General features: G+C 67.7%; 12 protein-coding genes. 1 reads left to right on the forward strand and 11 read right to left on the reverse strand.

Annotated features, from left to right (window positions below; all coding sequences use genetic code 11):
* Window positions 1-294: 294 nt before the first annotated feature.
* From FQV39_RS23405 to FQV39_RS23455, 11 genes are all read right to left on the reverse strand, one after another.
* On the reverse strand, window positions 295-1590 hold the full coding sequence (locus tag FQV39_RS23405) for an acyl-CoA thioesterase/bile acid-CoA:amino acid N-acyltransferase family protein (RefSeq protein WP_248313114.1): 1296 nt from the start codon (window positions 1588-1590) through the stop codon (window positions 295-297).
* Window positions 1587-3161 carry an ABC transporter substrate-binding protein gene (locus tag FQV39_RS23410; RefSeq protein WP_210251135.1) on the reverse strand — a complete coding sequence of 525 codons (1575 nt, stop codon included), beginning with the start codon at window positions 3159-3161 and terminating at the stop codon, window positions 1587-1589. The genes FQV39_RS23405 and FQV39_RS23410 overlap by 4 nt, the downstream gene beginning before the upstream one ends.
* Window positions 3158-4186, reverse strand: coding sequence for an ABC transporter ATP-binding protein (locus tag FQV39_RS23415; protein ID WP_149132485.1), 1029 nt, complete (start codon window positions 4184-4186; stop codon window positions 3158-3160). The genes FQV39_RS23410 and FQV39_RS23415 overlap by 4 nt, the downstream gene beginning before the upstream one ends.
* Window positions 4183-5175, reverse strand: a complete 993-nt coding sequence (locus FQV39_RS23420; RefSeq protein ID WP_149132486.1) for an ABC transporter ATP-binding protein — start codon at window positions 5173-5175, stop codon at window positions 4183-4185. Before FQV39_RS23420 ends, FQV39_RS23415 begins: the two co-directional genes overlap by 4 nt.
* Window positions 5172-6071 carry an ABC transporter permease gene (locus FQV39_RS23425; protein ID WP_149132487.1) on the reverse strand — a complete coding sequence of 300 codons (900 nt, stop codon included), beginning with the start codon at window positions 6069-6071 and terminating at the stop codon, window positions 5172-5174. Before FQV39_RS23425 ends, FQV39_RS23420 begins: the two co-directional genes overlap by 4 nt.
* Complete coding sequence (locus FQV39_RS23430) at window positions 6068-7042, reverse strand: ABC transporter permease (protein WP_149132488.1); 975 nt, start codon at window positions 7040-7042, stop codon at window positions 6068-6070. Before FQV39_RS23430 ends, FQV39_RS23425 begins: the two co-directional genes overlap by 4 nt.
* Window positions 7042-8496 (reverse strand): flavin-containing monooxygenase, encoded by a 1455-nt coding sequence (locus FQV39_RS23435; protein WP_149132489.1) that lies wholly within the window; start codon window positions 8494-8496, stop codon window positions 7042-7044. Before FQV39_RS23435 ends, FQV39_RS23430 begins: the two co-directional genes overlap by 1 nt.
* Complete coding sequence (locus FQV39_RS23440; protein ID WP_149132490.1) at window positions 8493-9461, reverse strand: LysR family transcriptional regulator; 969 nt, start codon at window positions 9459-9461, stop codon at window positions 8493-8495. Before FQV39_RS23440 ends, FQV39_RS23435 begins: the two co-directional genes overlap by 4 nt.
* A 4-nt stretch (window positions 9462-9465) precedes the next feature.
* Window positions 9466-10044: a peroxidase-related enzyme gene (locus FQV39_RS23445; RefSeq protein ID WP_149132491.1), complete on the reverse strand. Its 579-nt coding sequence runs from the start codon at window positions 10042-10044 to the stop codon at window positions 9466-9468.
* Entirely contained in the window at window positions 10041-10520 is a 480-nt protein-coding gene (locus FQV39_RS23450; protein WP_149132492.1) for a hypothetical protein, read from the reverse strand. The genes FQV39_RS23445 and FQV39_RS23450 overlap by 4 nt, the downstream gene beginning before the upstream one ends.
* A 71-nt stretch (window positions 10521-10591) precedes the next feature.
* A complete protein-coding gene (locus FQV39_RS23455; RefSeq protein ID WP_149132493.1) occupies window positions 10592-10780 on the reverse strand; it encodes a hypothetical protein in 189 nt (62 codons plus the stop codon).
* Here FQV39_RS23455 and wrbA point away from each other — a divergent pair.
* On the forward strand, window positions 10779-11381 hold the full coding sequence (gene wrbA, locus FQV39_RS23460; protein WP_149132494.1) for an NAD(P)H:quinone oxidoreductase: 603 nt from the start codon (window positions 10779-10781) through the stop codon (window positions 11379-11381). The genes FQV39_RS23455 and wrbA overlap by 2 nt on opposite strands.
* The last annotated feature ends 40 nt before the right edge of the window (window positions 11382-11421 follow it).

Here is an 11421-nt window from a genome sequence, read left to right on the forward strand (position 1 = left end):
AAGGATGGGCGGCGCAAGAGACTCGCCCCGCCTACGAAAGATCTTTGTCACCCTGCATCCGAGGTTCGACAAGGTCACTCTCGCGCCCGTCATCACCAGCGGCATGGCGCAAGCTAGAGCACGCTGCGTTTGATGGAAGCGCGCGTCATCCCGGCCGCAGCGAAGCGCAGAGCCGGGATCCGTGCCGAAACCTTTATCGGAAGCGCTCAGGCATGGATCCCGGGTCAAGCCCGGGATGACGGCGTGTTTCCGCGTAAAATCAGCAGGCTCTAAGACGCGCGCCGCTCATTGTCCTCAGCCGGCCAGCCCGGTGTGACGCTTCACAAACGCATAGGCGCTCGTCCAGGCGCCGGCATTGGCTTGGGCATTCGCGGCCGGCGCTCCGCCCATGGTCGAAGAGGTTCCGTTCATCGGGTGGCGATGGGAGATGCGCGTCGCCGGGGTGTAGGGGAACAGGATGGAATGCCCGGCTTCCGGCCAGTTCTGCCAGACCACCTCATGCGGATGACCGGCTGCGAGCAGGCTCGACTGTACGATCAGGGAATAGAGGTCCGAGGGCCAGGCACCGTCATCCCCGCCCGAGAGCAGCAGCACCGGCCCGGCGATGTGCTCGACGGGAATCCGCGCCCGGGCCATGGCTTGCGGGTCGCCGAGCGCTGTCCGCATCGCATCGGCATTACGCCGCTCGCCCTTGGCCGCGTCGTAGGAGGCCCAGCTCGCCGTGCGATTGTCCTGCCACTGATGCACCAGCGGCTTGCCGCCGAGCGTCCAGCATGGTCCGTCCCGTCCGATCGCCGGATCGCAGGCAGCCTGCCCGCCATGGACAAAGGCGCTCGGGACATAGGCCAGCACCGCCGAGACGCGTTCAGGAAAGGTCGAGCCCAGCAGCAGCGCGAGCTCGCCGCCGCGCGACTGCCCGGCCACAGCGACGAAGCCGTCACGTGGATGCACCGTGGCGCGCAGCCAGTCGAGACCGCGTGCGAAGTATTCGAGCGGCGTGTCGGAGATGTATTTCGGGAGGCCCGGCGCGCCGAAATAGCCGAGCGCCAGCGCAGCGACCCCGCGCGAGGCCCAGAGCGCCGCGCGCGGTTCATTGATGCCGCCGCCTGAGCCGTTGAGGATCATGATCGCCGGGTGCGGCCCATCCCCCGCCGGCAGGAAGAGCGTGCCGACCAACCCATCCTCTGCGATGGGCCGGCGTACGACCCCCTCGGCCATCAGGACCTGGGTGAAGCCGCCTGAGGCAACGGGCTCGCCGCCGAGACGGGCAGTCAGCTCCGTCTCCAGCGGGTGGGCCATCTCCGGATGGAACAGGTCGCCGGCCCCGGTTTGAGCCCAGATCAACCCCATCGGCTCGACGCCGGCATAGTCGCCGCGCAATGGCGCATCCCGCGTCAGGTCGACGGTTCCATCGGCCGCGGCCATGAAGACCGCCTCCGCCCGCCAGAGCTGGTCGCCCCGCAGCGTTTCCGCTGCGAGGGTCACCTCGGCGCCCGCCGGCAGCCCCGAGAGGGCAATCCGGCGCGGCACGTCGATCAGATCGACGGCGGGCTCGACGGTCAGGGCGACGGCCATGGCGGAGACCGTCACTTCACCTTGCTGACCTGCATGGCGACGGTGCGGTCGCTATGCCAGGGCACGACCTTGAGGTCGGGACGGCTCGCCCAGATGTTCTTGTAGTGGAACAGCGGGATGATGCCGACGTCGTTCATGACCGTCTTGACCGCATCCTTGATGATGACCTCGCGCTTGGCGTCGTCGAATTCGGAGCCGGCGGCTGCCAGCGCCTGGTCGAGCTTGGGGTTGCTGTAGCGACCCCAGTTGGAGGCGCCGAGCCCCTTGGCGTTGTCATTGGTGGCCAGGATCGAGGTCATGGCATAGGTGCCCTCACCGGTGCCGTTGCCCCAGCCGATCATGCTCATCGCATATTCGTTCTTGTTGGCGGCGCCAGAGTAGACCGAGAACGGCACGACCTCGACCTGCGTCTCGACGCCGATGCGGGTCCAGAACTGGGCGACCGCCTGGGCGGTCTCCGGCCCGAGCGGGTAGCGGTCGCTGGGGACATGCATGGTCAGCTTGAAGCCGTTCGGATAGCCGGCCTCGGCCAGCAGCGCCTTGGCCTTGGCCGGATCGTTCTCGATCTTGGCGTTGTCGGGGTCGTAGCCGAAGGTTCCCTCCGGCATCCATTGCGTTGCGACCGTCGCGCCACCGCGCGCCACGCGGTCGGCGATGGCCGCGCGGTTAACGGCGATGGTCAGCGCCTTGCGGACCTTGACGTCGAGCAGCGGGTTCTTGTCGAGCGGCTTGCCGGCCTTGTCGGTGATGAACTTCGACGGGTTGGGGTTGAAGCTCGGCTGCAGGATCAGGACGCGCAGGCCGGGATAGGACCAGACCTTGACCTTGGGGTTCTTCTCCAGCTTCTCGATGTCGGAGACCGAGAGCTTGTCGATGACGTCGACATCGCCGGAGAGCAGCGCCGCCGTGCGGGCGGCCGGGTTCGAGATGTAGCGGTAGGAGATCTTGTCCCACTCCGCCTTCTCGCCCCAGAAGGCCTCGTTGCGCTTCATCTCGACGCGATCACCCGGCGTGTAGCTGACGAAGGCGTACGGACCTTCCGTAACCATCGCCTTGCCGCTGTTGTAGTCGTCGGTCGTCGCGCCCTGGCCGACATGCTTCGAGACGACATAGATGCTCGACAGGTTGATTGGCAGCAGCGGGTCGGGCTCCTTGGTCGTAATGACGAGGGTGTGCGGATCCTTCACCTCCACCTTGGCGACGCTGCGCAGGAAGCTCTTGAAGCTCGCGACGCTGCCCGGGACGTTCTGCGCCCGCTCATAGGAAAACGCGATGTCCTCGGCGGTGACGGGCTTGCCGTCGCTCCAGACCGCCTTGTCGCGCAGCTTGAACTCCCAGGTGGTCGGCGAGGTGTTCTTCCACTCGGAGGCGAGGTCCGGAACCAGGCCGCCGGAGCTCTTCTGCGCGACGATGCGTCCCCAGAAATGCTGCGACACCGAATGGTCGCCGGCATGGTTGTTGAGCTGCGGGTCGAGCGACGACAGCGGATCGGCGAAACCGATGCGCAGATCCTCGGCCCATACCGTTCCCGACGCGCCGATCAGCGCCGCGGCGAGGGCAAGCATGCTCAGTTTGCTCGTCATCATCTCTCTCCTGGTTGCGCGCCGGGCTGCGGTTCGGGCGCGTCATTGAGGTGGCAGGCGCTGAGGTGGCCGGGTGCGATCGCCCGCAAGGCCGGGCGCTCGACGCGGCAGCGATCGAAGGCGAACGGGCAGCGCGGATGATAATGGCAGCCCGGCGGCGGGGCCGCGGGGCTGGGGATTTCTCCCTTGATCGGGGCATAGGCCCGGCGGCGCTGCTTCAGATCGGGAATCTCCGCCAGCAGGCCGCGCGTATAGGGGTGGTTGGGACGGGCGAAGAACTCGCGTGCCGGCGCATCCTCGACGATGCGACCGAGATACATGATGACGACGCGGTCGGCGATGTGCTGCACCACGCGCAGATCATGGCTGATGAAGAGATAGGTCAGGTCCAGCTCGCGGCGGAGCTGCATGAACAGATTGAGGATCTGGGCCTGGATCGAGACGTCGAGCGAGGCGACCGACTCGTCGCAGACCAGGAAGCGCGGCTGCATGGCGAGCGCCCGCGCGATCGAGATGCGCTGGCGCTGCCCGCCCGAGAACTGATGCGGGAAGCGCTGGCGGAAGGCCGGGTCGAGCCCGGCACGGCCCATCTGCTCGCAGACATAGTCGTCGAGCCCGGCCCGGTCGGTCAGTCCGTGGACGAGTGGCGCCTCGCCGATCGCCTGGCTGGCGCGCAGGCGCGGGTTGAGGCTGGCCTGCGGGTCCTGGAAGATGAGTTGCACGTCGCGATGGACCGAGCGGTCGCCCTGCGGGTCGCGGCCGAAGACGCCGACCTCGCCGCCGCTCGGATTGAGCAGGCCGGCGGCGATGCGCCCGAGCGTCGACTTGCCGCTGCCGGACTCGCCGACGAGGCCAACGAACTCGCCGGTCGCGACGGTCAGGTCGATGCCGTCCAGCGCCCGGATCAGCGGGCGGCGGGGCGTCAGGCCGAGGCGGGCGGCGAGCCCGTTATGCTGGCCGAAATTGCGGGTGACGCCGCGCATCGACAGGGCGGGGGGCGCGGTGGCGATCGACACAGCCTTGTTCATGCCGCCACCTCAGCCATGGAAGCGTGGCCGGCCAGCGGGTGGAAGCAGCGGGCGGCGTGCCCGTCCGTGTCGGTCAGGGCCGGCTGTCGGGTGCAGCTGTCGGTGCGGTGCGCGCAGCGTGGCCCGAAGGCGCAGCCGGGCGGCGGGTTGGTCATGTCCGGGGTGGTGCCGGGGATCTGCACCAGCAAGGCGCCCGGCGGAGTCGTGCCCGGCAGGCTGCCGATCAGACCCGCCGTATAGGGGTGGCGCGGATTGTCGAGAACTGCGTCGACGCTGCCCTGCTCGACGATGCGGCCGGCATACATCACGGCGATCTCGTCGGCGATGCCGGCGATGACGGAGAGGTCGTGCGTGATCCAAAGCAGCGCCGTGCCGCGTTCGCGGGTCAGTGTCTGCACCTCGGCCAGGATCTGGGCCTGGATCGAGACATCGAGCGCCGTCGTCGGCTCGTCGGCGATGATCAGGTCGGGGCGGTTGATCAGCGCGATGGCGATGGCGACGCGCTGGCGCATGCCACCCGAGAGCTGGTGCGGGAAGGCGTCCAACCGTGCGTCAGGGCTCGGAATGCCCATGGCACCGAGCATGTCGCGGGAGCGGCTCCAGGCGGTCGTCTGATCGACCTTCTCATGGGCGCGGATGGTCTCGATCATCTGGGTGCTGATCCGCAGGACCGGATTCAGCGTCATCATCGGGTCCTGGAAGACCATGGCGATGCGGTTGCCGCGCAGCCTGCGCATGGCCTCTTCGTCGAGCTTCGCGAGATCCTGCCCATGAAACAGGATCTGCCCGCCGACGACCCGGCCCGGCGGGTCGATCAGGCCCATGATCGAGAAGCCGGTCACCGACTTGCCGGAGCCGCTTTCCCCGACCAGCCCCAGCGTCCGGCCGGGCGCGAGCGTGAAGGAGACGTCGCGCACGGCGTCGAGATTGCCGCGCTCGGTGTGGAAACGTGTCCGCAGATTGCGGACTTCCAGCAGGGGGGCGCTCATTTCAGCGCCCTTGGATCGAGGACTTCGCGCAGCCGGTCTCCGACCAGATTGATCGCGACGATGGCGAGAAGCAGCGTCAGGCCCGGGAAGAAGCTGATCCAGTATTCACCCGAGAGCATGAACTGGAAGCCGTTGGCGATCAGCAGTCCGAGTGAAGGCTGCGTCACCGGGGCGCCGAGGCCGAGGAAGGAGAGTGTCGCCTCCAGCGTGATGGCGCGCGCGACCTGAAGGGCGGCGATGACCAGCAGCGGCGGCAGGCAGTTGGGCAGGACATGGCGCAGCAGGATGCGCGTGGTCGAGAGCCCGAGCCCACGCGCCGCCTCGAAATAATCGCGCTTGCGCTCGACCAGCGCCTGGCCGCGGGCGGTGCGGGCGTAATAGGCCCATTCCAGCAGCACCAGCGTCAGCACGACGTTGCCGAGCCCCTTGCCGAGCAAAGCGAGCATCAGCAGCGCGACGAGGATCGAGGGCAGCGACATGATGAGGTCGACGAGGCGCATGATCAGGGCGTCGACCACTCCGCCGCTCCAGGCGGCGATCAGACCGAGCAGGATGCCGAGAATGCCGGCGATGGTGGCCGAGCCGACGCCGACGGTCAGGCTGGTGCGCAGGCCGTAGAGGATGGCGGAGAAGAGGTCGCGCCCCTGCCCGTCCGTGCCGAGGAGATAGGTCAGCTCCCCGCTGCTCGCGGCTGAGCCCGGCGGCATGCGCGCATCGAGCACGTCGATGGCGGCGAGGTCGAAGGGGTTCTGCGGCGCGATCTGCGGGGCGAAGAAGGCACCGATGATCAGCAGTGTCAGCAGGCCGAGCCCGATGATGGCGGAGGGCGCCTTCAGGAAGCGGCGCAGATGGCCGCTGCCGGCGCGGCGGGGAGTGGCGACGGGGACCGTCGTCATGCCGAAGCCTCCTCCCGCACACGCGGATCGAGCACACGGTAGAGGATGTCGACCACGAGATTGATCAGGACGAAGAGCGTGACGACGACGAGCAGATAGGCCATGACCACCGGCCGATCGAGCGCGTTGATGCTGTCGAGGATCAGCTTGCCGGAGCCCGGCCAGGCGAAGATGCTTTCGGTCACCACGGCGAAGGCGATGGTCGAGCCGAGCTCGAGGCCGAGCACCGTGACCAGCGGGATCATGATGTTGCGCAGGATGTGCATGGTCATGATGCGGCGCGGGCGCAGGCCCTTGGCGCGGGCGAAGCGGACATAGTCCAGCGGCAGCACCTCGCGGACGCCGGCCCGCGTCAGCCTGACGACGAGCGAGACCTTGAACAGCGACAGGTTGATCGCGGGCAGCAGCAGGTGCCGCCAGCCATTGAGGGTGAGGAAGGACCAGTCGGCGCCGAGGAAGCGGACGGTCTCGCCGCGTCCGCTCGCCGGCAGCCAGCCCAGCGAGACGCTGAAGGTCATGATCAGCAGGAGCCCGACCCAGAAGGTCGGCAGGGAAAAGCCGAGGATGCTGCCGGTGGTGATCAGCTTGGCGAGCCGCCGCTCGGGGTAGAGCCCGGCATAGAGCCCAAGCGGGACACCGATGACGACCGAAAGGATCGAGGCCGCGAAGGCGAGCTCCAGCGTCGCCGGCAGTCGCTGCATGATCAGCGTCACGGCTGGCACGTTGTAAACGAAGCTGCGGCCGAGATCGCCCTGGAGCGCGCTCAGTGCGAAGCTGAGATACTGCTCCCAGAGCGGCTTATCGAGGCCGAGCTTGGCGACGAGTTCCGCGCGGTCGAGCTGTGTCGCATCCGGCGCAAGCAGGATGTCGGCTGGATTGCCGACGGCATGCAGCCCCAGGAACACCACGAGCGACATGGCGAAGACCACGAGAAGCGCCTGCCCGATGCGCTGGAGCAACCAGAGCACCATCAGCCTGCAACCGCTATCAGATCGCGCGGGGCGGGCACCCACTCGTCGCCGAAGATCTCGGGCTCGGCATAGTCCTGTCCGCGCTGGAAATGGGTCTCCACATCCTCGACATAGAGCCGTCCGGCGATGGCCTGCGAGAGCCGCAGGGCTCCGTCGCTGATCGCCGGAATGTCGCCGGATACGGTGCCGTGGGACATCATCGCGGGATAGCAGAAGCAGTGCACCCGCGCGAGGCCGGGGCAGGCGCCGGGAATCTTGGGCTGGAACTCGAAGGCGGGGCCGAGATCGGGCATGGCGCCGAGGCTTTCCTCCACACCAGGCGGGAGGCCGCGATCGACCCAGTTGCGGGCGCAGGCGGCGATCTCCGAGAGGAAGGGGCGATTGCCCCAATCGACCTTGAAGCCGGTCGAGAAGATGACGAAGTCATAGCGCATCGGGCCGATGCTGGTTTCGATGACGACCTCGTCATCCTCCATCCGGGCCGAGACCAGCGAAGTTCCGAGCCGGAAGAAGGCATTGGGATGGCGCGAGACGCGCAGGACGCTGGCGCGCGGGGGCGGCACCTGCTCGCGGGCGACGTAGCTGTTGATCCGCCACTTCCATTCGTCGGACAGATAGCGATAGCCGGCAACGGCGCCGGCGTGACCCATGCCCTTGCCGCGGTTGATGCGCGGCAGGTCGTGCCGGCGGATCAGCAGGTCGACCTGGGCCGCGCCGGCTTCGAGCGCTGTGCCGGCGCTGTCCATCGCCGAGGCGCCGGCACCGATGACAGCGACGCGCTTGCCGCGCAGCGCGGCGTAATCATTGGGGTCGGAGGAATGGGCCCAGCGCTCGCGCGGCAGGTCGCGGGCGAGCTCGGGCACGGCCGGGCCGCCGAGCCCGTCACGGCCGGTCGCCAGCACGACGTGGCGGGCGCGCACATGGCGAGGCCCATTCTCGGTCGCCATCTCGACCGTGGTGTACTCCGAGCCGAGGCGGATGGCGGTGACGTCATGGCCGTTGCGGACGTCGAGTCGCAGCACGTCGCGGAACCAGCGCAGATAATCCATCCACATCAGGCGCGGGATCTTGTCGAGCTGCTCCCAGTCATTGGCGCCGAATTGCGCCTCGAACCAGGCCCGGAAGGTCAGCGAGGGAATGCCGAGTGCCGGCCCGGTCAGGGTCTTGGGCGAGCGCAGCGTCTCCATGCGCGCCGTGGTCGCCCAGGGCCCCTCGAAACCCTTCGGGCGGCGATCGTAATTGACCGCACGCACGCCGATATTGCGCAGCGCGCCCGCCGCAGCCAGCCCGGCCATGCCGGCGCCGATAATCGCGGCGTCGAGCAGCGGTTCGCCTTCGGCGCTGCGCGCGGGCACCCAGTGAGCTGCTGGCAGAGTCAGCAGTTCGAGCTCGCGGGCGACGCGCCGGTTCAGCGCTGCCAGCGCTTCGGAAAGGTTGCCTTGATCGGCTGTCACAGCCGCGTCTCCTGTTTGGTCAGCGAAGCGAGGAGGGCGTGGTGCTCCTCGGGCGGGATCAGGGTGAAATCGTCGAGCCGCTCCTGCGCCACCGTCTGCAGTGCTGCGATCAGCTCACGGACCTTGTCGGGAACGGCGACGCCGCGCGCCGTCACCACCCCGAAGCAATAGGGAATCGACGTCGCCAGCGGCAGGATGCGGACACCCGGCGTGGGGCGGCCGGTCAGCGTCAGGGGCTCGACGATCGCCACGCCCGCTCCGGCCTGGATGAAGGAGAGCGCATTGATCGTCGAGGTGGTGCGGACCCGGACGCGAACGTCGACGCCGGCCGCGTTGAGGGCCGCGCGGATGCGCGCGGGCACGCCGCGGCGCATCGACATGCCGACGAGGCTGCGCCCGGCGAGCGCTTCCAGCTCCACGGGTCCTTCGAGACGCGCCAGCGGGTCGCCTTCAGGCACGGCCAGCACGCAAGGGGCGGTCCCCAGCCATTCGACTGTCAGGTCCCGATGCAGCAGGGGGGCACTGGTCGCGCCAATCTGGGCGGTGCCGGACATCACCGCGTTCTGGACGCGGTCGGGATTCTCGACCTCGATCGCGAGCCGCGGCGGCTCGTCGAGGCAGCCGATCGCCTTCCAGGCATCGGTCAGCAGTCCGAAAGCCAGGGCGGAGACCGCCGAAACCCGGATGGGCGGCTCGGTCTCGCCCACAACTTCGCGAGCCCGCTCCCAGAGATTGACGAAGCCGGCCAGCGCCCGCTCGACATCGTCGCGCAGCACCATACCCTTCGGCGTCAGGACCAGCCGCTGGCCGGCGCGCTCGAAGAGCGGCTGGCCGAGGTCGCGCTCCAGCTCCTGGATCATCCGGCTCACCGAAGGTTGCGACACGCCGAGTTGGCGTGCCGCCGCGGTGACGCTGCCCAGGGAGGCAACCTGCAGATACGCCTCGAGGATCTTGAGGCGGCTCATCGCGTCAGTCGTTGCGGACGGGATCGCCGAGCACGTGCATCAGCCGGTTGGCCCAGCCGAACAGCGACGTGGACAGGACGAGGTCGACCGTCTCAGCCTCGTTGACGCCGGCCTCGCGCAGCCGGGCGGCATCCGCCTCGGTGACCGTCGGCGGCGATTGCGAGAGCTTGACCGAGAAGTCGAAGATCGCCTGGTCGCGCGGCGAGAGCTTTGCCTGCTCGCCACGCGCGAAGAGCTCGTCGGTGACTGCGGTGTCCTTGCTGAGCTGTGCATGGCGCGAGGCATGCACAGCAGCGCAATAGATGCAGCGATTGACGATCGAGGCGCCGATGGCGCCGAGCTCGCGCTCGGCCCGGCTCATGCCGCCGGGATCGTACATGATCGCGTTGAACAGTGGCGAGCGCACTGCCAGCGTCTCCGGATCATGCGCCAGGACGAGCACATAGTCCGAGACCTTGGTGTTTGACGGCGTGATCTTCAGTGCGTCACGCTGCTCGGGTGTGGCGCTCGCCAGATCGACCGGCGTGACCCGCGGCTGCCAGTCAGGGACAGTGCGGGTGAAGCGATGGACGACCCGGCTCATGCCGCAGCTCCCTTGAGGACAGCGAGCCCGGCGAAGACCCGACACTGGTAGCTCATGAAGGCGTTCAGTTCGCAAAGGCGCACGATGTCGGCCTCGGCGACGCCTGCCGCCTTCAACCCCTCGATATCCCCGGCGACGACCGCACGCGGCTCGGCGGCGACCTTGTCCATGAAGGCAATGACGGCCCGTTCCCGTGCGTCGCTGCCGGTTTGGGCCGGATCGCCAAGGTTGCGAAAAGCCGGCTCAGTAATCGATGCAAGATAGTGCTCGGCCAGATTCGCCAGGCCATTCAGGGCCGCGATGCGGGCTGCGATCGCGAGGCGCCATTGTGCGGGAAATGCACCGGCATCCCGGGGCTGGACGACGGCGGTTTCGGCCTGGCGGCTCAGTTCGATGATGTTCGCGCGCGCTCGCGCCGCAATCAGAGCCTCCGCATCGAGCCAGGGAGACGCCTCCGGGCTTGTAGGCTGAGTCATAGCAATTCCCTCTATGCATCAACTTAGGGAGTTGATGCTTGTAGCGAATGAAGCGTGCTGTTTGCGCCAAGTCAAGGATCGATCGCGGCCAGCTGATAAGCTGACCGGTTTTGCAGTCGCTGTTCGCGGGGCCGACGCTGCTCGACGTTTAGCGCGGCCGACCCATCGCCCTTGTCAATCGACAGCGACGCTGCTTCCTTAACCTGCTGCCGCCAGGGCCTTGCCCCGGCGGCTGGTGCCAAAAGGAGGATCGTTCCCATGACGAAAGTCCTGGTTCTCTACTACTCCAGCTATGGACATATCGAGGCGATGGCGCAGGTGGTCGCCGAAGGCGTACGTGAAGCTGGCGCCGAAGCGGTCGTCAAACGCGTGCCGGAGCTTGTGCCGGAGGAGATTGCCCGCAAATCGGGGTTCAAGCTCGATCAGGCCGCACCAATCGCAACGGTCGACGAGCTCCCCGACTACGATGCGATCATCCTCGGCGTGCCGACCCGCTTCGGCAACATGCCGGCGCAAATGAAGAACTTCCTCGACCAGACTGGCAGCCTCTGGATGCAGGGCAAGCTTGTCGGCAAGGTCGGCAGCGTCTTCTCCTCGAGCGCGACGCAGCATGGCGGCCAGGAAAGCACGATCCTCTCGACCCAGATCGTGCTGCTGCATCAGGGCATGGTCATCGTCGGCCTGCCCTACGCTTTTCAGGGCCAGATGACGATGGCGGAGATCAGCGGCGGCTCTCCTTACGGCGCCAGCACCATCGCCAGCGGCGACGGCTCGCGCCAGCCTTCCGAGAACGAGCTTGCCGGCGCGCGCTATCAGGGCCGTCATGTCGCGCAGATCGCAGGGAAGCTCGCGGCGCGCTGACGACCGGAAGGCAGGCTTACGAGCCCGCTTCTTTTTGTCT

The organism is Bosea sp. F3-2 (genome assembly GCF_008253865.1).
GTDB lineage: Bacteria > Pseudomonadota > Alphaproteobacteria > Rhizobiales > Beijerinckiaceae > Allobosea.

Bases quoted from the DNA above. Each gene is read 5' to 3' on its own strand.
- FQV39_RS23455 (WP_149132493.1), bottom strand. From the start codon at position 10,780: ATGGGAACGATCCTCCTTTTGGCACCAGCCGCCGGGGCAAGGCCCTGG.
- FQV39_RS23425 (WP_149132487.1), bottom strand. From the start codon at position 6,071: ATGACGACGGTCCCCGTCGCCACTCCCCGCCGCGCCGGCAGCGGCCAT.
- FQV39_RS23450 (WP_149132492.1), bottom strand. From the start codon at position 10,520: ATGACTCAGCCTACAAGCCCGGAGGCGTCTCCCTGGCTCGATGCGGAG.
- FQV39_RS23410 (WP_210251135.1), bottom strand. From the start codon at position 3,161: ATGATGACGAGCAAACTGAGCATGCTTGCCCTCGCCGCGGCGCTGATC.
- FQV39_RS23440 (WP_149132490.1), bottom strand. From the start codon at position 9,461: ATGAGCCGCCTCAAGATCCTCGAGGCGTATCTGCAGGTTGCCTCCCTG.
- FQV39_RS23415 (WP_149132485.1), bottom strand. From the start codon at position 4,186: ATGAACAAGGCTGTGTCGATCGCCACCGCGCCCCCCGCCCTGTCGATG.
- FQV39_RS23420 (WP_149132486.1), bottom strand. From the start codon at position 5,175: ATGAGCGCCCCCCTGCTGGAAGTCCGCAATCTGCGGACACGTTTCCAC.
- FQV39_RS23445 (WP_149132491.1), bottom strand. From the start codon at position 10,044: ATGAGCCGGGTCGTCCATCGCTTCACCCGCACTGTCCCTGACTGGCAG.
- wrbA (WP_149132494.1), top strand. From the start codon at position 10,779: ATGACGAAAGTCCTGGTTCTCTACTACTCCAGCTATGGACATATCGAG.
- FQV39_RS23430 (WP_149132488.1), bottom strand. From the start codon at position 7,042: ATGGTGCTCTGGTTGCTCCAGCGCATCGGGCAGGCGCTTCTCGTGGTC.